Annotated in this window: 26 protein-coding genes; 9 read left to right on the forward strand and 17 right to left on the reverse strand. The window is 68.1% G+C overall.

The features are described from left to right. Positions 1 to 49: 49 nt before the first annotated feature. From SVA_RS16885 to SVA_RS16905, 5 genes are all read right to left on the reverse strand, one after another. Positions 50 to 586: a c-type cytochrome gene (locus tag SVA_RS16885; RefSeq protein WP_169924158.1), complete on the reverse strand. Its 537-nt coding sequence runs from the start codon at positions 584 to 586 to the stop codon at positions 50 to 52. Positions 587 to 597: 11 nt separating this feature from the next. Continuing rightward, positions 598 to 1,140 carry a cupredoxin domain-containing protein gene (locus SVA_RS16890; RefSeq protein WP_096462321.1) on the reverse strand — a complete coding sequence of 181 codons (543 nt, stop codon included), beginning with the start codon at positions 1,138 to 1,140 and terminating at the stop codon, positions 598 to 600. A gap of 29 nt (positions 1,141 to 1,169) precedes the next feature. Further along, positions 1,170 to 2,108, reverse strand: coding sequence for a copper resistance protein B (locus SVA_RS16895; protein WP_096462322.1), 939 nt, complete (start codon positions 2,106 to 2,108; stop codon positions 1,170 to 1,172). After that, complete coding sequence (locus SVA_RS16900; protein WP_096462323.1) at positions 2,108 to 3,952, reverse strand: copper resistance system multicopper oxidase; 1,845 nt, start codon at positions 3,950 to 3,952, stop codon at positions 2,108 to 2,110. Before SVA_RS16900 ends, SVA_RS16895 begins: the two co-directional genes overlap by 1 nt. 176 nt (positions 3,953 to 4,128) lie before the next feature. Further along, the gene (locus SVA_RS16905) at positions 4,129 to 4,485 is read right to left on the reverse strand and encodes a hypothetical protein (RefSeq protein WP_148665532.1); all 357 of its coding nucleotides are present in this window, start codon (positions 4,483 to 4,485) and stop codon (positions 4,129 to 4,131) included. Positions 4,486 to 4,629: 144 nt separating this feature from the next. On the opposite strand from SVA_RS16905, the gene SVA_RS16910 reads away from it, so the two are divergent. Beyond that, positions 4,630 to 4,986, forward strand: a complete 357-nt coding sequence (locus SVA_RS16910) for a copper-binding protein (protein ID WP_096462325.1) — start codon at positions 4,630 to 4,632, stop codon at positions 4,984 to 4,986. A gap of 16 nt (positions 4,987 to 5,002) precedes the next feature. Here SVA_RS16910 and SVA_RS16915 read toward each other — a convergent pair whose 3' ends face one another. After that, positions 5,003 to 5,887 carry a phosphoribosylaminoimidazolesuccinocarboxamide synthase gene (locus SVA_RS16915; RefSeq protein ID WP_096462326.1) on the reverse strand — a complete coding sequence of 295 codons (885 nt, stop codon included), beginning with the start codon at positions 5,885 to 5,887 and terminating at the stop codon, positions 5,003 to 5,005. A gap of 192 nt (positions 5,888 to 6,079) precedes the next feature. Between SVA_RS16915 and hyfB the strand changes: the two genes are divergently transcribed. From hyfB to SVA_RS16945, 6 genes are all read left to right on the forward strand, one after another. After that, on the forward strand, positions 6,080 to 8,098 hold the full coding sequence (gene hyfB / locus SVA_RS16920; RefSeq protein ID WP_096462327.1) for a hydrogenase 4 subunit B: 2,019 nt from the start codon (positions 6,080 to 6,082) through the stop codon (positions 8,096 to 8,098). 20 nt (positions 8,099 to 8,118) lie between these two features. Further along, positions 8,119 to 9,060 (forward strand): respiratory chain complex I subunit 1 family protein, encoded by a 942-nt coding sequence (locus SVA_RS16925; RefSeq protein WP_096462328.1) that lies wholly within the window; start codon positions 8,119 to 8,121, stop codon positions 9,058 to 9,060. A gap of 111 nt (positions 9,061 to 9,171) precedes the next feature. Beyond that, positions 9,172 to 9,867, forward strand: coding sequence for a formate hydrogenlyase (locus SVA_RS16930; RefSeq protein ID WP_096463010.1), 696 nt, complete (start codon positions 9,172 to 9,174; stop codon positions 9,865 to 9,867). Next, positions 9,864 to 11,348, forward strand: coding sequence for a hydrogenase 4 subunit F (locus SVA_RS16935; RefSeq protein ID WP_096462329.1), 1,485 nt, complete (start codon positions 9,864 to 9,866; stop codon positions 11,346 to 11,348). The genes SVA_RS16930 and SVA_RS16935 overlap by 4 nt, the downstream gene beginning before the upstream one ends. Then, a complete protein-coding gene (locus tag SVA_RS16940) occupies positions 11,345 to 12,928 on the forward strand; it encodes a hydrogenase large subunit (protein WP_197703266.1) in 1,584 nt (527 codons plus the stop codon). The genes SVA_RS16935 and SVA_RS16940 overlap by 4 nt, the downstream gene beginning before the upstream one ends. A gap of 88 nt (positions 12,929 to 13,016) precedes the next feature. After that, positions 13,017 to 13,532 carry an NADH-quinone oxidoreductase subunit B family protein gene (locus SVA_RS16945; protein WP_096462330.1) on the forward strand — a complete coding sequence of 172 codons (516 nt, stop codon included), beginning with the start codon at positions 13,017 to 13,019 and terminating at the stop codon, positions 13,530 to 13,532. Positions 13,533 to 13,561: 29 nt separating this feature from the next. Here SVA_RS16945 and SVA_RS16950 read toward each other — a convergent pair whose 3' ends face one another. The 9 genes from SVA_RS16950 to SVA_RS16990 all read right to left on the reverse strand — a co-directional run bounded on the left by SVA_RS16950 (position 13,562) and on the right by SVA_RS16990 (position 20,998). Next, positions 13,562 to 14,143 (reverse strand): cation:proton antiporter, encoded by a 582-nt coding sequence (locus SVA_RS16950; RefSeq protein WP_148665533.1) that lies wholly within the window; start codon positions 14,141 to 14,143, stop codon positions 13,562 to 13,564. Between the two features lie 115 nt (positions 14,144 to 14,258). Next, a complete protein-coding gene (locus tag SVA_RS16955; RefSeq protein WP_096462332.1) occupies positions 14,259 to 15,335 on the reverse strand; it encodes a calcium/sodium antiporter in 1,077 nt (358 codons plus the stop codon). Continuing rightward, entirely contained in the window at positions 15,332 to 15,748 is a 417-nt protein-coding gene (locus SVA_RS16960; protein WP_096462333.1) for a phosphate-starvation-inducible protein PsiE, read from the reverse strand. Before SVA_RS16960 ends, SVA_RS16955 begins: the two co-directional genes overlap by 4 nt. Before the next feature lie 82 nt (positions 15,749 to 15,830). Next, positions 15,831 to 17,051 (reverse strand): ketose-bisphosphate aldolase, encoded by a 1,221-nt coding sequence (locus SVA_RS16965; protein ID WP_096462334.1) that lies wholly within the window; start codon positions 17,049 to 17,051, stop codon positions 15,831 to 15,833. Further along, the gene (locus SVA_RS16970) at positions 17,038 to 17,421 is read right to left on the reverse strand and encodes a hypothetical protein (protein ID WP_096462335.1); all 384 of its coding nucleotides are present in this window, start codon (positions 17,419 to 17,421) and stop codon (positions 17,038 to 17,040) included. Before SVA_RS16970 ends, SVA_RS16965 begins: the two co-directional genes overlap by 14 nt. Before the next feature lie 13 nt (positions 17,422 to 17,434). After that, on the reverse strand, positions 17,435 to 18,361 hold the full coding sequence (gene cbbX, locus SVA_RS16975) for a CbbX protein (RefSeq protein WP_096462336.1): 927 nt from the start codon (positions 18,359 to 18,361) through the stop codon (positions 17,435 to 17,437). A gap of 31 nt (positions 18,362 to 18,392) precedes the next feature. Further along, positions 18,393 to 18,974, reverse strand: coding sequence for a DJ-1 family glyoxalase III (locus SVA_RS16980; protein ID WP_096462337.1), 582 nt, complete (start codon positions 18,972 to 18,974; stop codon positions 18,393 to 18,395). A 93-nt stretch (positions 18,975 to 19,067) separates the two neighbouring features. Further along, positions 19,068 to 19,502: a ribulose bisphosphate carboxylase small subunit gene (locus SVA_RS16985; protein ID WP_096462338.1), complete on the reverse strand. Its 435-nt coding sequence runs from the start codon at positions 19,500 to 19,502 to the stop codon at positions 19,068 to 19,070. 17 nt (positions 19,503 to 19,519) lie between these two features. After that, positions 19,520 to 20,998, reverse strand: coding sequence for a ribulose-bisphosphate carboxylase large subunit (locus tag SVA_RS16990; protein ID WP_096462339.1), 1,479 nt, complete (start codon positions 20,996 to 20,998; stop codon positions 19,520 to 19,522). 161 nt (positions 20,999 to 21,159) lie between these two features. Between SVA_RS16990 and SVA_RS16995 the strand changes: the two genes are divergently transcribed. Beyond that, entirely contained in the window at positions 21,160 to 22,140 is a 981-nt protein-coding gene (locus SVA_RS16995) for a LysR family transcriptional regulator (RefSeq protein WP_096462340.1), read from the forward strand. 36 nt (positions 22,141 to 22,176) lie between these two features. Here the strand turns inward: SVA_RS16995 and SVA_RS17000 are convergent, their stop codons facing one another. Then, positions 22,177 to 22,563, reverse strand: coding sequence for a hypothetical protein (locus tag SVA_RS17000; protein ID WP_096462341.1), 387 nt, complete (start codon positions 22,561 to 22,563; stop codon positions 22,177 to 22,179). Positions 22,564 to 22,727: 164 nt separating this feature from the next. On the opposite strand from SVA_RS17000, the gene SVA_RS17005 reads away from it, so the two are divergent. Next, the gene (locus SVA_RS17005) at positions 22,728 to 23,393 is read left to right on the forward strand and encodes an energy-coupling factor ABC transporter permease (RefSeq protein WP_096462342.1); all 666 of its coding nucleotides are present in this window, start codon (positions 22,728 to 22,730) and stop codon (positions 23,391 to 23,393) included. Between the two features lies 1 nt (position 23,394). Here the strand turns inward: SVA_RS17005 and SVA_RS17010 are convergent, their stop codons facing one another. Then, complete coding sequence (locus SVA_RS17010) at positions 23,395 to 23,997, reverse strand: zinc-ribbon domain-containing protein (RefSeq protein WP_096462343.1); 603 nt, start codon at positions 23,995 to 23,997, stop codon at positions 23,395 to 23,397. Position 23,998 lies beyond the last annotated feature (1 nt).

Here is a 23,998-nt window from a genome sequence, read left to right on the forward strand (position 1 = left end):
CGGCGGCAGCGCTATGATAGAGCCGCAGGCGCGCCCAGGAGAAGCGCCCTCAGTGTCGTGCCGCCTTCCCCTCGATCTCGCGCCAGGCCCCGTGTATCTCGTCGGGCCAGCGGGCGACCATCCAGTCGACGACCGCCTCGATCTCCGCGTCCGACAGCTTGCCCTTCCAGGCCGGCATGTTGCCGCCCAGGCGAGCGGTGCCTTCCTGGATGGTGACGCGGAGGGCGGCGCGCGGGTGATGCCAGGCGTGCGCGCTCCCGTCGAGCGGCGGAGGCGGATACTTCCCGTCGGGTCCCGGCTTGTGCCAGCCGGGCGCCCCTTCCGCGCGCGCGCCGTGACACTCGGCGCAGTGCGCCGCGTAAAGGTCCGCGCCGCGAGCCACCGCCGCCGGCTCGAGGCCGCGCCGACGGGCAACGTCGGGATCGACGGCGAGCGGGGCGGCCGCGGTCGTCGGGGTCGGAGGCGCCTCGCCTTCGGAGCAGCCGCCGAGGAGAAACACGACGGACCCCACGGCAATCCACCCGGCAAGAGGGTTGCACGAAAGGCGCTCCGCCATGAGCGTCAAGTCACGATGCCGTGTTTGCATCGATGCCGACATCACTCGACCTCCACCTGCCCGAGCATTCCGGCCTCCAGATGACCGGGGACGAGGCACGCGAAGTGAACCGTCCCCGCCGCATCGAACCGCCAGACCATGCCCCCGAGCCGCCCGGGACGCACGGAGGTCATGTTCGGATCGGCGTGCGTCATGTGCGGCTGGGCGCGCATCATCGCCGCGTGTTCCTTAAGCTCGCCCATCGTACCGAGCACCATTTCGTGTTGCATCCGGCCGGTGTTGCGTACGAAGAACCGGATCGTTTCGCCGGCTTTCACCTTGATCCGATCCGGCGTGAAGCGCATGTCGTCGCCCATCGTGACCTCGATCGTGCGGCTGACCTTCGCGGGGTCGCCGGGCCGACCGATTCCGGCACCGTGCATCGAGCCACCCGTGTGCGTGTCGTGGCCGCCGTGGTGCCGGTGATCCATGTGTTGGCCGCCGTCGCGGGTGTGGGACTTGTCGTGGTCGCCGGAATGATTGCCGGCAGCGTGCGCGGCCCACGGCAGCGCGCCGAGCAGCAGGACAGCGAATGCCTTCTTCATCGGTTTCTCCAGTCGATCAGGTTGTCGCATCAGAACCAGAAACGCACGCCCGCAACGAGGTGGGTCTCCTTGTCGTCGTCGCCCGCGGCGCGCGCGAAATCGGCGGTGTCGCCGTACCTGGCTGCCCGCTCGATGCCGACGTACGGCGCGAACTCGCGGCGAAACTCGTAGCGCAGCCGCAACCCCGCGTCGACGCGGGAAAGACCGGTGCCCTGCTCGCGCTCGGCATCCTCGCTGCCGTAGAACGTCGCCTCCAGCCTCGGCTGCAGGATCAGCCGTTGGGTGATCAGCAGCTCGTACTCGGCCTCTATGCTGAGCGCCGTCCGCCCTTCTTCGCCGAGGTACCCGGTGACGTCCAGCTCGAACCAGTACGGCGCGAGACCCTGCACGCCGAAGGCCAGCCAGGTGCGGTTGGGTCCCTCCCCGCTGTCATGCCGTACGCCGAGCTGCGCGTCCCAGTACGCGGCCACCGCGTGCCCCCACAGGAGTTCGGTATGGGCGTCCTCCAGCCTGCCGTCGTCCACTTCTCCCTCGGCCTTGAGCCAGACGCGGTTGTAGTCCCGCCCGTACCAGGCGAGGACGTCGTAGACCGCGAACCAATCGTCGTCCGTACGCACCCCTTCCAGCCGATCCGCCAGGAGGGAACCGAACGCATGATGCTCCGCCATCATCCGGGGTGGCGGGATCGGGCCGAAGTCGTAGCCCTCGGCATAGGCATGCGGATCGCGCGCGTCCGGCGGAGGCATGCCGCCCTGCATCGACCCGTGGTCCGTGGCGCCGCCGCCCGCCGGGCCCGGCCGGTTCGCGGGTGCCGGTGCTGCGTGCGTACCGTGGTCGGCGTGGCCCTGCTCCCCGGGCATCGTCGCCGCCTCGACACCCGCCGGCGCCGCCTCCTGCGCCTCGACCGCGGAACCGAAAGCCAGGATCGCGGCCGCGGCGGCGTACCGCATCATGCGCGCGTTCATCATCACGCCACCACCACTTCGCGGAACATGCCCGCTTCCATGTGGTAGAGGAGATGGCAGTGCCAGGCCCAGCGACCGGGGGCGTCGGCGGTGACGAGGAAGGTGACGCGCTGCGCCGGTTGCACGTTGAAGGTGTGCTTGCGCACCTGGAAGCGCCCGTCGGGGCCCTCGAGTTCCTGCCACATGCCGTGCATGTGCATCGGGTGGGTCATCATGGTGTCGTTCACGAGGATCACCCGCAGGCGCTCGCCGTAACGGAAGCGCACCGGCGACGATCGTCCGAACTCCAGCCCGTCGAACGACCAGGTGAAACGCTCCATGTTGCCGGTGAGATGAAGCTCGATCTCGCGCTCCGGTCCGCGTTCGTCGATCGGCCCGCCGATCGTGCGCAGATCCGCATAGGTCAGCACGCGCCGCCCGTTGTCGCGCAACCCGATGCCCGGGTCGTCGAGGTTGGTACGGGGCGTGTCGACGCGCATGTCGACGCTCGGCCCGTACTCGGTCCGCGCATGGCGGGCGCGCGCCGGGCCGGCGGACGCGGCCGCCGTCATGCCGTGTCCGGCATGGTCCATGCCCTGCATGCCGGGCATCGTGTGGCCCGCGTGATCCGTTCCGCCCGAGCCCGGCGCCTGCCCGGGCATCGCGTGCGCGCTGTGATCCAGCGCCATTCCCCCGTGCGCGCCGTGATCCATCGCACCCATCATGTCGGTCATGGTGAGCAGCTGTGGGGCATCGAGGGCCGGGACGTCGGCTTCCATGCCCGGACGCGGAGCGAGGGTGCCGCGCGCGTATCCCGACCGGTCCATGGATTGCGCGAAAATCGTGTAGGCCCGATCGTCCCTGGGCTGGACGATCACGTCGTACGTCTCGGCGACGCCGATGCGAAGCTCGTCCACCGTCACCGGCTCCACGTACTGGCCGTCGGTTTCGACCACGGTCATCCTGAGCCCCGGAATGCGCACGTCGAAGAAGCTCTGTGCCGCGCTGTTGATGAAGCGCAGACGCACGCGCTCGCCGGGCCGGAACAGGCCGGTCCAGTTGCCCGCCGGAGCCGTGCCGTTCATGAGGTAGGTGTAGGTATAGCCGGAGATGTCGGCGAGGTCGGCCGGGCTCATGCGCATCTGGTTCCACATCCTGCGCTTGTCGAGCGCGGACCGGACGCCTTCGTCGGCGACGTCCCTGAAGAACTCGACCGCGGTCGGCTGGTTGAAGTTGTAATAGTCGCTCTGCACCTTGAGTTTCTTGAGCACCCGCATCGGGTCCTCGTCGGTCCAGTCGGCGAGCTGCACGACGTACTCGCGGTCGGAACCGATCGGATCCCGGCCTTGCGGCTCGATGACGATGGACCCGTACATCCCGGTCTGTTCCTGAAAACCGGAATGCGAGTGGTACCAGTACGTGCCCGCCTGCCTGACGTTGAAGCGGTAGACGAAGGTCTCGCCGGGCGCGATGCCGCGGAAGCTGATGCCCGGGACGCCGTCCATCTCGAACGGCAGCAGAATGCCGTGCCAGTGTATCGACGTGTCTTCCGCCAGACGGTTGGTGACGCGCAGGGTGACCGTCTCGCCCTCGCGCCAGCGCAGTACCGGTCCGGGGATCGCGCCGTTGATGGTCGTCGCCATCCGCGGGCGGCCGGTGAAATTGGCCGGCGTTTCGGCGATGGTGAGGTCGAACTCGGTGCCGCGCAGCACGGCGGAAGTGCCGGTTGCCGTGCCCGGCGCGCGCGCCAGCGCCGGCCGCAGCCAGGGCGAAAACCCGAGCATCGCTCCGCCAGCGGCGAGGCCCTGGAGAAACCGGCGGCGCCGGAAGTTCGGCAAGCCGATCGGTGGGTGAGAAAAACGCTTCATCTGGTTCTGTCCTCGTCAATAAATCGAGCCCGGCCGGTCTGTCCGGCCACCTCCGCCCTCCGGGCAGCGGCTCGTCCAGCGTTGGTCGAAGCGGGCCGTGCTCCCGGACCATTCCAAACGACGGGTTGCCGCGCACGCCATCGGCGCCGTGCGAGCGAAGCCCGGGCAGGAAGCAATCAGCCGGCCGAGGGAGGCCGGTTCAGGAAGCTGACGAGGAGGGAATCGAGAAGCGTGCGAACGGTGGGCGTCTGCACGGGCCGCGCGTCCCCATGGGCGGTGACGAGCGCGGTGGTCCCGGTGAAGCACTGGACGCACGTCGCGCAGCACTGGCCGTGACAGCCGTCGTGCTGGGCGCAGGGGGACTCGCCGTCATCGGCCGCCGAGCCGTGGTGGTCGGCGTGCCCGGCATGGCCGGCGGCATCGGCGTCATGCGTCGCATGGGCGGCGAACGCCGGGTCCGGTGGATCGCCAAAGGCGAATCCGGGCAGGATCGGCGCGAACGCGAGGGCCAGCGCCGTGAGGAGGTGCAGCAACGGAGGAAAAGCGCGCGTCACGCCGGGGACAATAGCAGACTCGTTCCAGGCCGCACAATTCGACCGCGGGCCCGCGCGCCGGTTCGCACGTCGACTGACTCCGGCTGTCGAATCAGGAACATACTCGACAGCCGGAGGTTCTGCATGGAAAGGCGGCCTTTTTTCCTCGTCGTGATCGTGACGCTGTTCGTCGCGCATCCCGTCGGACCCGTGTCTGCGCAGCGCATCGGCGACACGCCCGTGCGACCGGCGCCGGCGGACAAGCGAATTCACGTGGGCGAAGGCACGGTCAATCGGGTGGACGTGCGGGCGGGCCAGGTGAACCTCACGCATGCGCCGATCGCAAGCCTCGGATGGCCCGGAATGACCATGGACTTCGTCGTTTCGGACCGCGAGCAGCTCGCCGCGCTCGAGCCGGGACAACGTGTGCGGTTCGAGCTGCACCCGATCGGCAACAAGTACGTGATCAGCTCGATCCGGCCGGCGTCCTCTTCTCCGTGAGGGGCGGTGTCGGCCCCTAGGATGCGAGACGCGTCAACGCCTCGCGGTACTTTTCCACGGTCCTTGCCACGACCTCGGGCGGCAGCGCCGGCGCGGGCGGTTTCTTGTTCCAGCCGATCGACTCGAGGTAGTCGCGCACGTACTGTTTGTCGAAGCTCGGCGGATTGGCGCCCGGACGGTACTCGTTCGCGGGCCAGAAGCGGGAGGAGTCCGGGGTCAGGATCTCGTCGATCAGTGTCAGCCGTCCATCGGCATCCAGGCCGAACTCGAACTTGGTGTCGGCAATGATGATGCCCCGCGTGAGCGCGTACGCCGCGCACTCTTTATATATGGCGAGGCTGACGCGGCGCACCTGCTCGGCCAGATCACCGCCGAGCAGCCGGGCGGCCGCCTCGAAGCTGATGTTCTCGTCGTGCGCGCCGACGGCCGCCTTGGTGGACGGCGTGAAGATCGGCTCGGGCAGCTTCTCGGCCTCCCGCAGACCCGCGGGAAGCGCGATGCCGCACACCGTCCCCGCCTTCCGGTACTCCTTCCACCCGGAACCGACGATGTACCCGCGCACGATAGCCTCGATCGGCAGCGCCTTCAGCCGGCGCACGACGATCGCGCGGCTGCCGACCCGGGCGCGCTCGGCGGCGTCCGGGAGAACCCGTTCGATGGGTCGCTCCGCCAGATGGTTCGGCACGATCGAGCGGGTGCGCGCGAACCAGAAGTTGGAAAGACGGGTGAGCACCTCCCCCTTGCCCGGGATCGGTGTCGGGAGGACCACGTCGAACGCCGAAAGTCGGTCGGTCGTGACGATCAGCAGGTGGCCGTCGTCGACCGTGTAGATATCGCGCACCTTGCCGCGGTGCAGCAGCGGCAGGCTTTTAAGGCTGGATTCGAACAGTGGCTCGCTCATGACACCTCCGTTGGAGAGGGGTCGGATTCTAACCGTCCGGGCGGTCACGAGGAACGGTGTCTGTGTTTTGCCGCCGCCGCGCAGTGGCCCCGACGAACCTAGGTCCACTTCCCCGCGCGTGCTATAGTTCACGCCCGCTCGACCCCCCAAAACCACGACTCCAAAACCCGAACGAACGCCGTTCAAGGCCAGGTGTCCGCGCTCGATCTTGCCTATGCGGCCGTGCTCGCCGCCGTCGTCTCCGGCCTGATCCCGACCCTCGCCGATGCCCGGCGTCGTTATGTCGGAGCCGCCGCGTTCGCCCTGCTCGGTGCCGCCGGCGCGCTTGCCGCGGCGGCCGGCGCCTGGACGCTGATCGGCGACAGCGTGCTCACCGACCGGCTGGCGCTCGGCCTGCCCTGGCTCAAGTGGCACGCGCGGCTGGACGCCGTCGGGGGCTTCTTCAGCGTGATCGTCGGGCTCGTCGTCCTTGCCGCGAGCGTCTACGGCCCGACGTACGTGCGCGAGTTCGAGCGCGGCCCGCAGCCGCCCCTGGTGCTCCACCTGTTCACGGGGTTCTTCGTGGCCGGGATGCTGCTGGTGCTGATCGCCGACGACGCGTTCAGCTTCATGGTGGCCTGGGAGCTCATGTCGGTCTCGAGCTACTTCCTCGTGACCTTTCAGCACCAGAATGCCGCGAACCGGCGAGCCGGCTTCCTCTACCTGCTTATGGCGCACGTCGGCGCGCTCGGCATCCTGCTCGGCTTCGGCGTGCTCGCCGGCTTCGGCGGCAGCTTCACGTTCGAGGCGATGCGTGCGGCCGGTCTCTCGAGCACCTGGGCCTCGATCGCGTTCGCGCTCGCGCTGTTCGGGTTCGGCATGAAGGCGGGCATGGTGCCCGTGCACGCCTGGCTCCCGGAGGCGCATCCGGTCGCGCCCTCGCACATCTCCGCGCTCATGAGCGGCGTGATGCTGAAAGTGGCGATCTACGGCTTCGTGCGCTTCACCTTCGACCTGATCGGCGACATCCAGTGGCAATGGGGCGTGGCCGTGCTCGTGATCGGCGCGGCCTCCGCGCTTCTCGGCGTGCTCTACGCACTCATGCAGAATGACCTGAAGCGCCTGCTCGCCTACTCGTCGGTCGAGAACGTGGGAATCATCCTGATCGCCCTCGGGCTCTCGATGATCTTCCTCGGAACGGGGCATCGGAACCTCGGGGCCATCGGCCTCGTCGCCGCGCTCTACCACGCGCTCAACCACGCGATGTTCAAGGGCCTGCTGTTCCTCGGCGCCGGCGCCGTGCTCTTTCGCACCCATGAGCGCGACCTCGAGCACCTCGGCGGGCTCATCCACCGCATGCCGGCGACGGCCGCCCTCTTCCTCATCGGTTCGATCGCGATCGCCGGGCTCCCGCCGCTCAACGGCTTTGTCTCGGAGTGGCTGACCTTCCAGACGGCGCTGCAGGCAGGGTCCCTCGAGAGCGGCGTCCTCCGCTCCGTGCTGCCGATTGCGGCCGCCGTGCTCGCGCTCACGGCTGCCCTGGGTGCGGCGGCCTTCGTGAAGGTCTACGGCGTCGCCTTTCTCGGCAAGGCGCGCGGCCGCCACGCGGCGAGAGCGCGCGAGGTTCCGCGCGGCATGCTCCTCGGCATGGGTCTGCTCGCCGCCCTCTGCGTGGCGTTCGGCGTCCTGCCCACCGCGGTAATCTCGATCATGGATCCGATCCCGCAGCTTCTGGTCGGCCGCGGCCTGCCGAGCGCCACGGCGGAGGGCTGGATCTGGCTGACCCCGGTGTCTCCGCGCGTCGCGTCCTACTCGGCGCCGCTCGTGCTGCTGGCGATCGCCGTCAGCTACCTGATCGGCCGCCTGGTGAAGCTTCGCGAGCCGAAACCGCGCCGCACCCATGCCTGGGACTGCGGCTTCGGGGCGCTCAACAGCCGGATGCAGTACACGTCCACGGCCTTCGCCATGCCCATTCGCCGCGTGTTCGGACCTGTCTGGAAGGTGAACGAGCAGATCGAGGTGACGCGGCCGGCGAACGCGCCGACGTCGGTCGCGAGCGTCAAGCACCAGCTTCACGTCGAGGACTGGTCGTGGAACGCGCTCTACGAGCCCGTCGGCCGGATCGTGCTCGCGGCCGCCCGCCGGGTGGGACGCATACAGACCGGCTCGATCCGCGCGTACCTCGTGTACTCGTTCCTCACCCTCCTGTTCCTGCTCTGGGTCGTGACGTGACGGAGTCGCCGGATACCGTCGTGCGCTGGGTCGCCGCCGCCGTGCAGACCGCGCTCTTCGTTGCCGCCGCTCCGCTGCTCGCCGGCTGGATCAAGCGCGTGAAGTGCCACATGCAGAACCGGGCGGCACCCTCGCTGCTGCAGCCCTACCGTGATCTCGCGAAGCTCTTCCGCAAGGAGATCGTGCTCGCCGAAAACGCCTCCTGGCTGTTCCGTACCGCGCCCTACGTCGTCTTCGGGGCATTCGTGCTCGCCGCTGCGGTCGTGCCGCTCGTCGCGGTGCATCTGCCGACCGCGGCGATCGCCGACGTCATCGTGCTGGTCGGTTTTTTCGCGCTCGCCCGCTTCTTCCAGGCGCTCGCCGGCCTCGATATCGGCACCGCCTTCGGGGGCATGGGTTCCTCCCGCGAGATGACGGTCGCCTCGCTCGCGGAGCCGGCGATGTTGATGGCGGTCTTCACGCTCGCCATGGTCGCGTCGACCACGAATCTCTCCGTCGCGATCGAGCACAACCTCGACGCCGGGCTGGTGCTGCGGCCGTCGTTCCTGTTCGCGCTGCTCGGGCTCGCCATGGTCGCCATCGCCGAGACCGGCCGCATCCCGGTCGACAACCCGGCGACGCACCTGGAGCTCACGATGCTGCACGAGGCCATGGTGCTCGAGTACAGCGGCCGGCATCTCGCGCTCGTCGAGTGGGCCGGTCAGATCAAGCTGATGATCTACGCCGTGCTGATCGCGAACATCTTCTTTCCCTGGGGCATCGCGCAGGACTTCGCCCCGCTGGCGCTCGGCGTCGGGATGGTCGCCGTCGCGGCCAAACTCGCGGCCCTCGGCATCGCGCTCGTCGTCTGGGAGACCGTCATCGCGAAGATGCGGCTCTTCCGCGTTCCGCAGTTCCTCGGCTTCGCGTTCCTGCTCGCCCTGCTCGGCATGCTGACCCAGGTGATCCTGGAGACAGGGTGACATGAAGATCAATTTTGAATGCTTGATGCTTAATGTCGGGTTCATGACGCGCGTGAAGCGCGCACCGCAATTCAACATTCGACATTCAAAATTCAACATTGGGGTAGCTTGGTGAACCTCGCACAGCTCAGCCTCTACGATCAGGCGGTGGTGGTGTCGGCCTCGCTCGTGCTGCTGACGTCGTTCATCATGCTCGCGCAGGCCCGCATCGTCCCGCTGATCTACGCCTTCGCCTGGCAGGGCGCGCTGCTCGCGCTCGTCACTGCGCTGGTCGCCTACGTCTCCGGCCATCCGCATCTCTACGTTTCGGCGCTGCTCACGCTGGGGCTCAAGGCGCTCCTGATCCCCTGGATGCTCCACCGCCTCGCGGTCCGGCTGAAGATCCACCACGAGATCGAGGCGATCACCAACCCCTCGCTCATGCTGCTCGCGGGCGCGGCGCTCGTGATCTTCAGCTACTACGTCTCGCTGCCGATCGTGCACCTCTCGACGCTCGTGACGCGCAATACGATCGGCGTGAGCGTCGCGATCGTGCTCCTCGGGATGCTGCTCATGGTCTCGCGCAGCAAGGCGGTCGCGCAGGTGGTCGGGTTCATGTCGATCGAGAACGGCCTCTTCTTCGCGGCCGTGGTCGCGACGTACGGCATGCCCATGGTGGTGGAGCTCGGCATCGCCTTCGACGTGCTGGTCGCGGCGGTCATTTTCGGCGTGTTCTTCTTCCAGATGCGGGAGTCGATCGATTCGCTCGACGTCGACCGCCTCAACCGCCTGTCCGAAACCGCCGAGCCGACGGAGGGCGGGCGATGACGTTGCTGCGGGTCGTACTCCTCGCGCCCCTGCTCGGAGCCCTCGTGCTCGCGCTCGTCGGGCACCGGCCCGTCGGCGGCTGGATCAACGTGGCCGTCGGCGCGATCACGTTCGGCGCCTCCCTCTTCATGGCGATCGACATCTACCAGCACGGCGCGACCCTCTCCCCCGACAAGCTCTTCTATATCGACGCCTTCAACGTCTACCTCGTGGTGCTCACCGCGTTCGTGGGACTGACCACGGCGATCTTCTCGCGCCCCTACATGGAGCACGAGGTCGAGCGCGGGCGCCTCGGGCACGGGCGCATGCGCCTGTACCTGTCGATGTACCAGGGCTTCATGTTCGCGATGCTGCTCGCCCTCTCGACGAACAACCTCGGGCTCCTCTGGGTCGCGATGGAGGCGGCGACGCTCACGACGGTGCTGCTCGTCTCGCTCTACCGCACGCCGGAGTCGGTCGAGGCCGCCTGGAAATACTTCGTGCTGTGCGGCGTCGGCATCGCGCAGGCGCTCTTCGGCACGGTGCTCCTCTACTTCGCCGCCGAGCGCGAACTGGGCGCGGAGCGCGACGACACGCTGCTGTGGAGCGTGCTCCACGCCTCGAGCGGAAGCCTCGAGCCGACGGTGCTGACGCTCGCCTTCGTGTTCCTCCTCGTCGGCTACGGCACGAAAGTGGGCCTCGTGCCGCTGCACAACTGGCTGCCGGACGCGCATTCCGAGGGCCCGACGCCCATGTCGGCGGTGCTCTCCGGGCTGCTCCTCAACGTGGCGCTCTACGCCCTCGTGCGCGTCAAGATGCTGGTCGACGGCTCGACGCAATCGGCGCTCGCGGGCTACCTGATGATGGGCTTCGGGCTCGTTTCGTTCGTGGTGGCCGGGTTCTTTCTGCACCGCCAGCACGACATCAAGCGCATGTTCAGCTACTCCTCGATCGAGCACATGGGGCTCATGACCTTCGCCTTCGGAGTGGGCGGCGCGCTCGCGACCTTCGGGGCGCTCCTGCACATGACGGTGCACTCGCTCACGAAATCGGCGATCTTCGTCACCGTGGGGCACGCCTCGCAGCTGGCCGGAACCCAGCGCATCGACCGGATCCGCGGCCTCATCCGGACGCAGCCGGCGATCGGCTGGGGTCTCCTGATCGGGACGGTCGCGATCGCCGGCTTTCCGCCGTTCGGCGTGTTCGCGAGCGAGTTCCTCGTGCTCATCGCGACGATGAAGGCCTGGCCCTGGCTCACCCTGCCGCTGCTCGTCGGCCTGGGCGTCGCCTTCGCCGGGCTCTTCAAGCACCTGCATCCGATGGTCTACGGCGAGCCGCCCGCCGGCCAGGTGCCGGTCAAGGCCAACATGGTGCCCGTCATCGTGCACCTCGCCCTCGTGCTGTGGCTCGGCCTCGCCATGCCGGGTTTCGTGGCCGACTGGTTCGAGCAGGCGACGGTGCTCATTTCCGGGCAGCACCTGCCCGCGGACGGTCCGCTGTGAAGCCCGCCTGGTACGACGGACTCTACGAGCGGCTGCTCGGCGAAGGGGTGGTGCTGAGCGAGGTTCTGGCCGCGGGCCTCGAGCCGGCTCACGGCGTCGCCCTGAGCAGCGAGGATTGGGGCACGCTCGGGCGCCAGGCCAAGCAGTGGGGCCTGCGCTTCGCCGCCACGTGGGCAGAGGACCGCGGCGAGGTGCTCGTGGTTCATGCCCTCTTCGAGCGCGACGGGGCGTACGTGGCCGCGCGGACCCACGTCGACAAGATGGGTCCCGTCCTGCCGTCGCTGACCGCGCACTACCCGGGGGCCAACCGCCTGGAACGGCACATCCAGGACCTCTACGGCGTCGTCTTCAGCGACCACCCCGACGCACGGCGCTGGACGCGGCACCAAGCGTGGAAGGACGCCGAGTACCCGCTGCGCAAGGACTTCCCGGCCGGGGGCCGCGCCCCGGGCCAGACCCCGGCCGACCACGGCTACCGCTTCCTCTACGCGCACGGCGCCGGGGTGTACGAGATCCCCGTCGGCCCGGTGCATGCGGGTATCATCGAGCCCGGCCACTTCCGCTTCCAGGCGGTCGGCGAGACGGTGCTGAACCTCGAGGAACGGCTGGGCTACGTGCACAAGGGCATCGAGAAGGTCGCCGAGCGGCGCGACATCGACTCGCTCGCCCGCCTGGCGGGCCGCGTCTCCGGCGACACGACGGTCGCTCACGCCTGGGCCGCCTGCATGGCGATGGAGCGCGCCGCGGGCGTCGAGGTACCGCCGCGGGCGGTGAACCTGCGCGCGATCATGGCGGAGCGCGAGCGCGTCGCGAACCATCTGGGCGACATCGGCGCGATCTGCAACGACGTCGCCTTCAGTTTCGCCTTCTACCAGTTCGCGCGCCTACGCGAGCAGTGGTGCCGCGCTTCGGCGCGGGCCTTCGGGCACCGCTTCATGATGGACCGCGTCGTGCCGGGCGGGGTCGCGGCCGGCCTCTCGGACGACGAGATCGATCGCATGGAGGCCGAGATCCGCTCGCTGCGCGCCGAGGTCGAAGCGCTCATGCGCATCAACAACGAGTCGCCGACGCTCGAGGACCGGCTGGTCACGACCGGCGAGCTGAGCCCGGAGCTCGCGGCGACGCTCGGCACGCTCGGCTACGTCGCCCGCGCGAGCGGCCAGGCCTTCGACCTGCGACACGACGCGCCCTACGCGCCCTACGACCGTCTGACCGTCGAGGTGCCTGTCTACAGGTACGGGGACATCGCGGCGCGGCTGAAGGTGCGCGCCGAGGAAATCCGCGTTTCGTGCGCGCTGATCGAGCAACTGCTGCAGGACCTGCCCGGCGGACCGTTGCGGGCGCCCTGGAAGACTCCGCGCGTGGGCGCCGAAGGTCTGGGCCTGGTCGAAGGCTGGCGCGGAGAGATCGTCGCGTTCGTGCGTTTCGGCGACGACGGAAGAATCGAGCGCTATTTTCCGCGCGATCCCTCCGTCATGAACTGGCCGGCGCTCGAGCTTCTGATCCACGGGAATATCGTCCCGGACTTCCCCGTGTGCAACAAATCGGTCAATGGCTCGTACTCCGGGAACGACCTGTGAAGAGCAATTTCGAATGCTGAATTGCGGTGCGCGCGAGGCGCGCTTGATCAATTCAACATTTCAACATTAGGCATTCAACAGTCCCGTCATGTTACGAATACTCGGAAAAATCCAGCGCATCGGCGTCATCACCGAGGAGGTGCCGGAAGACCTCGAGCCGGCGTTGCAGGAAATCGGGGAGCGGGTGAAGGCGGCCGTCGGCGAGCTCTTCGCCGGCAGCCTCGCCATCCGCCAGGTCGACGCGGGCTCCTGCAACGGGTGCGAGCTCGAGATCCAGGCGCTCGGCAACCCGTACTACGGCATCGAGCGCTTCGGCGTGCACTTCGTCGCGAGCCCGCGCCATGCCGACATGCTGCTCGTGACCGGGCCGGTCTCGCGCCACATGGAGGCGGCGCTCCGGCGGGTCTACGAGTGCGCGCCTGATCCGAAGCTCGTGCTGGCGGTGGGCGAATGCGGCGCCAACGGCGGCGAGTTCGGCGTGAGCTACGCGTCGTGCGGCGCCGTCTCCAACGTGATTCCCGTCGACGGCGTCGTGCGCGGCTGCCCGCCGACCCCGCTCGATCTGCTGCGCGGCATACTCGAAGCGATCGGCAGGCGCCGCTAGAAGCGGCGTCGCGCCGCCCCAGCGTTTTTTCAACGCTGCTCTTCGTCGTTCTTTTCCCGCGCGATGCTCCGACCGGACTGGCGCACGTCCTGGCGCAGATCCTGGCGCTCTTCTTTCGTCAGCTCGCCGTCGGACTTGTAGGCGCGCTCCTGCTGGCGGATCGAGCGTTGCTCTTGAGCGAGCGCGACGGCCTCGTCCCTGGTCAGCTCGCCCGAACGCACGCCTTGTCCGATGCGCGCGCGCTGGTTGCCCTGCCGCGCGTTCACACGCGGGTCGTGCAGCTCGGCCGGCGGGCGATCCTGGGCATCGTGCTTCTGTCGATGGATGCCTCGGCTCGCCCGGGCCTGGTCCCTGCGCAAATCCGCCCGCTCGACCGGGCCGAGGTTTCCGTCCGCGCGGTATCGACGCTCTTCCGCCCGGATGTGGCGCTGCTGCGCCGTCGCCCGGGCCGCCTCCCGCCGGGTGAGCTCGCCCGAGCGTACGCCCTGCTCGATCCGGTGATGCTGCCGGTGCTGGCGCGCATCGACGCCCTGCCCGCCCGGCGACGCGACCGCCTCAAAGGTGCCGCCTGCGACCACCAGCGAACCGAGAATAGCCGCCAAACGCTTCATGGAAACCTCCTTTTTGTCGTTGACCGGGCGGCCAAAGCGGCCGTCCATGCCGCTACAACGATCGACCCGGGCAACGGTTGACGCGGGCGGCCCGCCGATCGATCGCCCGGGGGCTTCAGCCGCCCGGCCGGACTGCCGATCGCCGCAGCGCCTGCAGCACCAGCACCAGCAGCGTCACCATCGTGAGCGGCAGCACGAACTCGAGCATGGCCGTGCTGTACGCAGGCAGCGCGTCATGGCCGGTGGAGTCGAGAACGAGATAAGCGGCGTACGCGACGTAGTAGCCGAAAAAGAGCGCGCCTTCCCAGCGCGCGATGTTGCCTCCCGTGAAGAAAATCGGCAGGCACGCGACCGCCACGGCGATCATGACCGGCAGGTCGAAGCGCAGCACCGCGGAACTCACCGTCAACCCCTCGGGGGCGAGGAGCGCGGCCGCCCCGAGGATCGCCAGGATGTTGTACAGATTGCTCCCGACCACGTTCCCCACTGCGATGTCGCGCTCGCCGCGCACGGCCGCCACGACCGACGTCGCGACCTCGGGGAGCGAGGTGCCCGCCGCCACGAGCGTAAGACCGATGACCGCCTCGGTGAAACCGATGTCGCGCGCGATCGTCACCGCGGCGTCGACCAGCCAGCGTGCGCCGAGGACGAGCAGCGCGAGACCTGCCAGGACGAATGCCGCAGCGGGCACCAGCCGCGGTCTGCCGGACGCGTGTCCGGCACTATCCGTCGCTCCCGCTTCCTTGCGGCCTTCGCGTATCGCAAAGATTGTGTAACCGACGATGCCGCCGACGAGAAGCAGTCCGTCGAAGCCGCTCACGCGGCCGTCGAGCGCGAGCACGAGAAAGATCAGCGATACCCCGACCATGAGCGGCACGTCGAGGCGCACGAGCTGCCGTGACACCGTGAGCGGCGCGATCAGCGCCGACAGCCCGAGGATGAACAGCACGTTGAAGATGTTGCTGCCGACGACGTTGCCGACGGCGAGGTCGACCCTGCCCTCGACCGCCGCCTGTGCCGTCACCGCGAGCTCCGGGGTGCTGGTGCCGAACGCGACCACCGTGAGGCCGATCACGAGCGAGGAGATGCCGAAGGCACGCGCGAGCGTGGCCGCCCCGTTTACGAGGAGCTGCGCGCCGGCGATCAGGAGCGCCAGACCGACGCCGAACAGGAGCCAGGTCTGGAGCGTCATCGGGCCCGCGAGTCGGCGCGGGAGTCCGGGTACGGAAAGCGCGTGTGCCCGTAGCGGATCAGCAGCACCGCGCCGGCGAGCAGCACGATCGCGCCGGCCACGGCGAGCATGCGCCAGGCGTCGAGGTCCTTGATGTCGAGCACGAGGTAGCGCGCGAGTGCGACCATGCCGATGTAGAGCGGCATGCGCACGGGCAGCTGTCCCGAGCGCAGGTACAGTCCGACCATGGCCAGGACTTCGAGATAGATGAAGAGCAGCAGCAGGTCGGCGAGCGTGACCTGGCGGTGGGCGATCCAGGACGCGATCTCCTGCCCGCCCGCCACCACCGTCCCCGCGCCGATGACCGCGAGCCCGATCAGCTCGACCGCGCGCAGCGCCAGCCTGCCCGCGCGCAGACCCCTGTCCTCGATCATGCCCCGCTCCGATTCGGCCCGCCCCAGCTTATCAGGATCCGCCGCGGTCGGCCGGGCAGTCCCCAACAGGCGGGATAGCGGATCAGTTGGCCGCCCGGCGCAGCGGCGGCGCCGCCTCGGCGCGCACGTCCAGGGCCTCGAAATCGACGCTGACGCGGTCCGGCGCCAGCGGCCAGAACTTCTCGTCCGCGAACGCGCGGTGCAGCGGGTGGTCGCGGTAGCTCTCGATCACCGCCCGGCTCGCGAACTCGACGAGCCAGCAGAAGCGGAAGCGCGGCTTGTCCGGGACCGCCCAGCCGGTGACGACCCGGCGCACGCCGGGGATGCGCGCGAGCACCTCGCGCCCCTCGGCCATCAGGGCGTCGACCGCGGCGTCGCCCGCCCCTTCGACGTTGTAGAGGATGACGTGCTGCAAGGAGCGCCACGGCCGGCACTGCATGAGCACCTCGGCGGCGCGGCCGGCCGATCCCCAGAGCCGCATGCAGCGCTCGGCCTCCTCGGCAATCGCGGCGCGCACGCCCCTGACGAGAGTCGTGTATCCCGCGGCGCCATTCGCCTTGGCGTTCGCCCGGATGCGGTCGCCCGCCGCGTCGGCGAGGGCCGTGTAGTAATTGATCTTGGCAACGCCGTTGGCGATCAGGCGCCGGAACTGTTCCTCCGCAAGCCCGGTACCGCCGTGGATCACGAGCGGAATCCGCAGCTCCTGGTTGATGCGCTTGAGCCGCTCGCAGTCGAGCTTCGGCCGCCCGCGCAGTCGACCGTGCACGGTACCGATCGAGACGGCGAGAAAATCGACGCCGGTGCGCTTGACGTAGGCCTTCGCCTCCTCGACGGAAGTGTAGACGACCTCACCCGGATGCTTTTCGGCGTCCTCGCCCTCGACGCCCGCCACGTACCCGAGCTCCCCCTCGACCGGCACCCCGCAGGCATGTGCCATGGCGACGACGGCGCGCGTGCGCTCGACGTTGTCGAGGAACGCCTCGTGCGACGCGTCCACCATCACGCCGTTGGCGCCGAGGCGGATGGCGTTGACGGCGGAATCCAGCGAGGCTCCGTGATCGAGATGGATCGCGACCGGCACTTCCGCGCGCCGTGCGGCCGCCTCGGTCGCCGCCATGGCGAGCTCGAAGTCGTAGTGCTCGAAATGCGACTCGGCGAGCGAGAGGATCACCGGCGAACGGCAGCGCTCGGCGGCGTCGGTGATCGCCTCGAGAAAATCGAGGCTGACGAGATCGAAGGCGCCGACCGCGTAGCCGTTGCGGTAGGCGTGGTCGAGCATGTCGCGCATATCAACCAGAGGCATGGTTCTCTCCTTGCGCCGCCGCCGCGAGGCGCAGACGCAGCGCGTCGGTCAGCGCATCGAGCGTCGTGCCCATCACGAGGCCGGCGTGGACGTGATAGACGTCGAGCCGGCACGCCACCGGTGCGTGGAGGCTGGAACGGCCGCGGGTTTCGAAATCGAACCAGGCGAGCACCGGCGTGTCCTCGCGCGCCGCATCGACACACAGCCAGAGATCGTCGTCCAGGATCACCTCCAGCCCGCGATGGCGCGGCAGCCCAACACGCAACGGCGCGCCGAAGCGCAGCAGCGCCAGCCGCACGTGGTTGTAGCAGGCGGCGTCGATCTGCTTCGGGTACGTTCGCAAGGGAGTGCGCTCGACGCCCGCCGCCATCGCGCCGCGCCCTTCAGCTCTCGTCGTCCGCGGCGTCCCCGTCCGGGCGCCCTTCCTGGAACACGCGGCTCGCGCGCACGTCCTCCGCCTCGATCGTCATCAGGTCCTCCTTGGTCAGCGGCCGACCACGGCGCGCGAACAGCCGGTTCGCCTGCCGCAGGCGCGCGCGGTCCAGGGCGTTGCGTATCGAGCGCGCGTTCGCGAAGTGCGGCAGCTTCATGCGCAGATCGATGTACTCGGCGAACGCCTGCTCGCCCTCCGCGCTGAAGCGGTAGTTGAGGCCCGCGAGCATGAGCTTCGCGATCGCCAGGAGCTCGGCCGGCGCATAATCCGGGAAATCGATGTGGTGCGCGATGCGCGAGCGCATTCCCGGGTTGCTCAGGAAGAACCGGTCCATCTTGTCCTTGTAGCCGGCGAGGATCACGACCAGGTCGTCGCGGTTGTTCTCCATGACCTGCAGCAGGATCTCGATCGATTCCTGGCCGTAGTCGCGCTCATTCTCGGGCTTGTAGAGGTAATAGGCCTCGTCGATGAAGAGCACGCCGCCCATCGCCTTCTTGATGACCTCCTTGGTCTTGGGCGCGGTGTGGCCGATGTACTGGCCGACGAGGTCGTCGCGCGTCACGGTCACCAGGTGACCCTCGCGCACGTACCCCAGGCGCTTCAGGATCTCGCCCATGCGCACCGCCACGGTGGTCTTGCCGGTACCGGGATTCCCGGTGAAGTTCATGTGCAGCGTCGGCGTGGCCGAGGTGAGGTTGAGCTGCTTGCGCAGCCGGTCGACCAGGAGCAGTGCCGCGATCTCGCGAATGCGCGTCTTCACCGGCTTCAGGCCGACGAGCTCGCGGTCGAGCTTGTCCAGCACCTCCTGCACGTTGGAGGCACGGAACTCGGATTCGAGGTCCACCTGCATGTCCTGGGGCGTCGTTTGGGAATTCATCAACGTTGCTCCGACCGCGCCGATGCTGCTGTCACCCATGGGCAGCCTTCCGCGGCTCGTTTTGCCCGCGCGCCATGACCAGGCCGGCCTCGACCTCGTCGCGCTTGGCCCGGCCGGCAAGCATCTCCACGAGCGCCAGCGCGAACGGTATCGCGGTGCCGGCTCCGCGCGAGGTGACGAGCGAGCCGTCGACCACGACGTCGTCCTCGCGGTAATCGACGCCGCCGACCGCGACCTGTTCGCGGAATTTGGGGTTGCTGGTCACGCGCTTGCCGTCGAGCATCCCGTAGGCCGCGAGGATCGACGGCGCCGCGCAGATGGCGGCGGTGCGCTTGTCGCGGTAGCGCTCGAGCAGGGTCTTGATGCGCGCGTCCTCGCGCAGGTGCTTGACCCCCGGCATGCCGCCGGGCAGCACCAGCATGTCGAACTCCCGGCCCATGACGTCACCGAGGCGCGCGTCCGGGACCACGGTGGTCTCGCGCGAGCCGCGCACCGGCCCGTCTCCGAGCCCCGCCACCGTTACGCCGATCCCGGCGCGGCGGAGGATATCGATTACGGCGACGGCCTCGAGGTCCTCGAAGCCCTCCGCCAGCGGAAGTAGTACGGTTGCCATCTGTCGTCTCCGCAAGGTTTTCAGTCACAGGAGTGGAGGTCGTCTTCGCCCCCACTCCTGTTTTCGACAGACTGATGTAGCGACTGCTCCGCGCTAATAGCGCTCGCCCTCCGGCTTCTCGGTGGCATACGGACGGATCGTGTAGCGAATCTGCCGTCCGTCGACCTCCTGACGCTCCAGCCCATAGCCCGGCTCCTTCTTCGGCCGGTTGACGATGAACGACATGCGCGGAGTCTCCCAGCCACGCGTCGAGTCGAACGCCGTCACGCGGACGTAGTGATTGGGGAACGTCTTGCGGCAGTTGTTGATCTCCATGAGGATGCCGGCCGGATCCTTGAGATCGAACATGGGCATGCCGAACATCTCCCAGTAGGTGTTGCGCGGGTGCGGGTCATCCGTGTATTCGACGTTGACCGCCCAGCCGTTCTCGAGGGCGTACTTGATCTGCGCCGTGATCTGCTCGTCCGTCAGATCGGGCAGGAACGAGAACTGGCCCTGCGTAATGCGGTTGCCGTGATTGCTCATCATGATCGGATCCTCCTCTCTTAGACGGCCGGCGTCGCCGTCGGCACGAAGTCGGCGGTGTCCGTCGACTCGTAGTTGAAGGTGATGTCCTTCCAGGTGTCGAGCGCGGCCTTGAGGGGCGAGCACCACTTGGCGGCGGCCTCCAGAATCTGCGGACCTTCCTTGAGGTAGTCGCGGCCCTCGTTGCGCGCCAGGATCATGGCCTCGAGCGCCACGCGGTTCGCAATCGCGCCGGCCTGGATGCCCTGCGGGTGGCCGATCGTGCCGCCGCCGAACTGGAGTACGACGTCCTCGCCGAGGTAGTGGATGAGCTGGTGCATCTGCCCGGCGTGGATGCCGCCCGACGCCACCGGCATGACCTTGTTGAGCGAGGCCCAGTCCTGCTCGAAGAAGAGGCCGTTCTCCAGACTCACCGGCGTGTGACGCTCGCGCAGGGTGTCGTAGAAGCCCTTGATCATGAGCGGATCGCCCTCGAGCTTGCCGACCACCGTGCCGGCATGGATGTGGTCCACGCCCGCCATGCGCATCCACTTGCAGATCACGCGGAAGTTCATGCCATGGTTCTTCTGGCGCGAATACGTCGAGTTACCGGCGCGATGCAGGTGCAGGATCATGTCGTTCTTGCGCGCCCACTTCGCCATGGTCTGGATCGCGGTGTAGCCGATCACGAGGTCGATCATGACGATCACGCTGCCGAGGCTCTTCGCGAACTCGGCGCGCTCGATCATCTCGTCCATCGTGCCGGCCGTGACGTTGAGGTAATGCCCCTTCACCTCGCCGGTCGCCGCGGACGCGCGGTTCACGGCCTCCATGCAGTACAGGAAGCGGTCGCGCCAGTGCATGAACGGCTGGCTGTTGATGTTCTCGTCGTCCTTCACGAAGTCGAGGCCACCCTTCAGCGCCTCGTACACCACGCGCCCGTAGTTGCGGCCGGAAAGGCCGAGCTTCGGCTTGGTGGTCGCGCCGAGGAGCGGGCGGCCGAACTTGTCGAGGCGCTCGCGCTCCACGACGATGCCGGTGGCCGGACCCTGGAAGGTCTTGAGGTAGGCGACCGGCAGGCGCATGTCCTCGAGGCGCAGCGCCTTCACCGCCTTGAAGCCGAAGACGTTGCCGATGATCGAGGCCGTGAGGTTCGCGATCGAGCCGGGCTCGAAGAGGTCCAGGTCATAGGCGATGTACGCGAAGTACTGCGCCGGGGTGTTCGTGCCCTCGCCGGTGTTCGGCACCTTGTCGACGCGGTAGGCCTTCGCGCGATACAGCTCGCAGGCCGTCAGGCGGTCGGTCCAGACCACGGTCCAGGTCGCCGTCGACGATTCGCCGGCCACGGCCGCGGCGGCCTCCTCGGGGTCCACGCCTTCCTGCGGCGTGATACGGAAAAGCGCGATGACGTCGGTGTCCTTCGGTTTGTAGTCGGGCTCCCAATAGCCCATCTTTTTGTACGGGATGACGCCGGACTTGTAGCGCTCCTTGGCGTCCTTGATCGTTTCTGACTTGCCCATGAATGGCCTCCGATTGAGTTCGTCGCGGGACCTCGGCCCGGCGTTTCGCCGCTGCTCGGCGAGGCTGGGGGGCATCCTGCCAATCCGGCGCCATCGGCAACAGTCAATCTTTTCGATTATTTTGATAGGCTATCGTCTATGTAACCCGGAGTTGCTCCGAAATGCGCCACAGCACGCTGCGCCAGCTCGAGGTGTTCGAGGCCATCGCCCGGCTCGGGAGCTTCACGCGAGCGGCCGAGGAGCTGTACCTGACGCAGCCCACCGTCTCGATGCAGATCAAGAAGCTCTCGGACGCCGTCGGTCTGCCGCTCTTCGAGCACGTCGGCAAGAAGGTCTATCTCACCGACGCCGGGCGCGCGCTGCACGCCTTCGCGCGCGAGATCTTCGATCACTTCGCGCGGTTCGAGATGACGATCGCCGACATGAAGGGGCTCAAGAAGGGAACGCTCAAGCTCGCGGTGGTAACGACCGCGAAGTACTTCGCCCCGCGCCTCCTCGGCCCTTTCTGCCAGCGATATCCCGGCATCGATGTCTCGCTCAAGGTCTCGAACCGCGAGCGTGTGCTCGAGCGCCTGGCGGAAAACCAGGACGATTTGTATATCCTGGGCCAGCCGCCGGAGGAGCTCGACGCGGTCGCCGAACCGTTCCTCGAGAATCCATTGGTCGTGCTCGCGCCGGCGAACCACCCGCTGGTCGGAAGGAAGATCCCGCTCGCACGGCTCGCGGAGGAGCCCTTTCTCATGCGCGAGCCCGGCTCGGGCACGCGCAAGGCGCTGGAGCGCCTGTTCGCCGCGCACGGGCTCGCGCTCAAGGTGCGCATGGAGCTCGGCAGCAACGAGGCGATCAAGCAGGCGATCGTCGGCGGGCTGGGCGTCTCGGTGCTCTCGCGGCACACCCTCGCCCTCGACGCACCGATGGGGCAACTCGCGGTGCTCGACGTCGAAGGCTTCCCCATCCCGCGTCACTGGTACGTCGCCTACCCGGCGGGCAAGCAGCTTTCGGTGGTGGCCCGCACCTTTCTGGATTATCTGAAGCAGGCGCCGAAGCACGTGTCGGAGGTGCCGTGCCACCACGCGAGCGTCGGCGAATGTCCGCTGCTGCCCGAGCCGACGACGAAGCGCAAGCGCTCGACGACGGCCTGAGCCCGGCGCATGCCCGTCACTCCCAACAGGAGCGATCTAGAACGGGGAAGGATCGGGTGCGGGCTCGGCCGCGCGGAGCCGCGCGTCGAGGACATCGTCCATGAGCGCGAGCACCCTCGCGCGAATCATGTCCGCGTGGGCGTGGTAGTAGCGGAGCTCACAGGCGACGGGCAGGTGCAGACCCGCCCGAGCGGCGGTCGCGAACCCGAGCCAGGCCAGCACGGGCATGTCGTTGAGCGTGCGGTCCACGCACACCCAGGCTTCGTCCTCGAGCGACAGATCCAGCCCGCGCAGCCCGCCGAGCTCGAAACGCAGGGGGTTCCCCACCCGTCGCAAGGCCAGGCGCACCTGGTTGAAACGCTGGGCCTCGATGGTGTCGGAAACGACGTGGTAGGCCGGCAGGTCCCGGAGGCGGTCGCTCAAGCCTTGAATCTTGACGGGATTTCTCCTGCGGATCGGCTGTGCCGATTATCGGCCGCGGCCCGACATCGGGCAAACCGCCTGCGCGCATACATCGACCACCTACTGGCGATACCGGGCGCGGCCGCCCATGATAGCAAGCAGTCACAGACCGAGCCCGCGACCGCATGAACCTCTCGCACGGCATTCTGCCGGACCACCTGAACGCGATCGCCGCGGTCCTGTTCGCGCTCGGGCTGGCGCTGGCGCTCTGGCGCGCGCCGTGGGGCTACCTCAGGGAAGAACGCAACCTGCACGTATTCCTCGGCGCCTGCGTCGCGCTGATGCTGATGTGGACCGTGCGCGGCATGACCATCCCCGGCCTCGGTTACCACTATTTCGGCGCCACGCTGCTCACGCTGATGTTCGGCTGGCAGCTGGCGCTCCTGGGCATCTCGGTGGTGCTCGTCGGAACGGTGCTGAACCACTCGGGCGACTGGCTCAGCCTGCCGGTCAACGGGCTCGTGATGGGCGCCCTGCCGATCGCCGTGAGCCACTTCCTCTGGCGGTTCTCGGAGCGTCGCCTGCCGAACAATTACTTCGTCTACGTCTTCGTCTGCGCCTACTTCGGCGCCGCCTTCGCCTTCCTCGCCGCGGCGCTCGCCGCGTCGGGTCTGCTGCTCGTTGGGACCCATCCGAACCCGGAGCAGCTCTTCAGCGAGTTCTTCCCCCTGGTCTTTCTCATGGCTTTCCCCGAAGCCTTCATCACCGGCTTCGTCATCTCGCTGCTCGCCGTCTACCGGCCCGCCTGGGTGCGGACTTTCGCGGACGAACGCTACATCAAGGGGAAGTAGGTCAGGCCGCGTCGCCGGAATCGCTCTTGCGCGCCTCCAAACGCTTCAAGAGATCGGCGGCCGCCGCGCGGACTTCCGGTGATACGTCCGGCGGCAGCGCTTTCAGAAGCGCCCGGACGCGCTGAAGCTGCCGCTCGTGGAAGATGCCCGATTCGACCAGCGACAGGCAGCACTCGGCCATCTCGAGGTCCTGCTCGACGGTGCGATCGGACGCGTGGAACAGCTCCTCATACCGTTCGCGCCGACGGTCGAGACCGTGTCGCCTTTTCCGGCAATCCACGCATCGCACGCAATCGGACTCGAGCGGAAAACCGAGCTCCTCGTACCAGTATTTCTGTTCCTCGGCGAAAAAGATGAACGACCGGCCGCAGTCGCGGCATTCGCGCCGCGCGTCGAAATAATGCGTCACGGGAACGGTGGCCGGGGACTGCCGGGAAAGGTCGGCGGCGATCGCCGTATCGGGGATCCGGCTTCCCGGCGGAGAATGCCAGTGCAGGAAGACGTTCTCGCCCTCTCCCGGCTCGGGATTGAGGCCCGTGATCCGCGGCCGGCGACCGTACCGCGGATGCGTGACGAAACGGCTGTAGTCGTCTGTCGTTGTCATG

The sequence above is a fragment of the Sulfurifustis variabilis genome, assembly GCF_002355415.1.
GTDB classification, from domain to species: Bacteria; Pseudomonadota; Gammaproteobacteria; order Acidiferrobacterales; family Sulfurifustaceae; genus Sulfurifustis; species Sulfurifustis variabilis.

What these genes read in the sequence shown, in the direction of transcription:
- SVA_RS16945 (WP_096462330.1), top strand. Translation starts at nt 13,017, where the DNA reads ATGTTACGAATACTCGGAAAAATCCAGCGCATCGGCGTCATCACCGAG.
- SVA_RS16935 (WP_096462329.1), top strand. Translation starts at nt 9,864, where the DNA reads ATGACGTTGCTGCGGGTCGTACTCCTCGCGCCCCTGCTCGGAGCCCTC.
- SVA_RS16950 (WP_148665533.1), bottom strand. Translation starts at nt 14,143, where the DNA reads ATGAAGCGTTTGGCGGCTATTCTCGGTTCGCTGGTGGTCGCAGGCGGC.
- SVA_RS16965 (WP_096462334.1), bottom strand. Translation starts at nt 17,051, where the DNA reads ATGCCTCTGGTTGATATGCGCGACATGCTCGACCACGCCTACCGCAAC.
- SVA_RS16915 (WP_096462326.1), bottom strand. Translation starts at nt 5,887, where the DNA reads ATGAGCGAGCCACTGTTCGAATCCAGCCTTAAAAGCCTGCCGCTGCTG.
- SVA_RS16955 (WP_096462332.1), bottom strand. Translation starts at nt 15,335, where the DNA reads ATGACGCTCCAGACCTGGCTCCTGTTCGGCGTCGGTCTGGCGCTCCTG.
- cbbX (WP_096462336.1), bottom strand. Translation starts at nt 18,361, where the DNA reads ATGAATTCCCAAACGACGCCCCAGGACATGCAGGTGGACCTCGAATCC.
- SVA_RS16980 (WP_096462337.1), bottom strand. Translation starts at nt 18,974, where the DNA reads ATGGCAACCGTACTACTTCCGCTGGCGGAGGGCTTCGAGGACCTCGAG.
- SVA_RS16960 (WP_096462333.1), bottom strand. Translation starts at nt 15,748, where the DNA reads ATGATCGAGGACAGGGGTCTGCGCGCGGGCAGGCTGGCGCTGCGCGCG.
- SVA_RS16890 (WP_096462321.1), bottom strand. Translation starts at nt 1,140, where the DNA reads ATGAAGAAGGCATTCGCTGTCCTGCTGCTCGGCGCGCTGCCGTGGGCC.
- SVA_RS17005 (WP_096462342.1), top strand. Translation starts at nt 22,728, where the DNA reads ATGAACCTCTCGCACGGCATTCTGCCGGACCACCTGAACGCGATCGCC.
- SVA_RS17010 (WP_096462343.1), bottom strand. Translation starts at nt 23,997, where the DNA reads ATGACAACGACAGACGACTACAGCCGTTTCGTCACGCATCCGCGGTAC.
- SVA_RS16900 (WP_096462323.1), bottom strand. Translation starts at nt 3,952, where the DNA reads ATGAAGCGTTTTTCTCACCCACCGATCGGCTTGCCGAACTTCCGGCGC.
- SVA_RS16985 (WP_096462338.1), bottom strand. Translation starts at nt 19,502, where the DNA reads ATGATGAGCAATCACGGCAACCGCATTACGCAGGGCCAGTTCTCGTTC.
- SVA_RS16970 (WP_096462335.1), bottom strand. Translation starts at nt 17,421, where the DNA reads ATGGCGGCGGGCGTCGAGCGCACTCCCTTGCGAACGTACCCGAAGCAG.
- SVA_RS16995 (WP_096462340.1), top strand. Translation starts at nt 21,160, where the DNA reads ATGCGCCACAGCACGCTGCGCCAGCTCGAGGTGTTCGAGGCCATCGCC.
- SVA_RS16895 (WP_096462322.1), bottom strand. Translation starts at nt 2,108, where the DNA reads ATGATGAACGCGCGCATGATGCGGTACGCCGCCGCGGCCGCGATCCTG.
- SVA_RS16990 (WP_096462339.1), bottom strand. Translation starts at nt 20,998, where the DNA reads ATGGGCAAGTCAGAAACGATCAAGGACGCCAAGGAGCGCTACAAGTCC.
- SVA_RS16885 (WP_169924158.1), bottom strand. Translation starts at nt 586, where the DNA reads ATGCAAACACGGCATCGTGACTTGACGCTCATGGCGGAGCGCCTTTCG.
- SVA_RS16910 (WP_096462325.1), top strand. Translation starts at nt 4,630, where the DNA reads ATGGAAAGGCGGCCTTTTTTCCTCGTCGTGATCGTGACGCTGTTCGTC.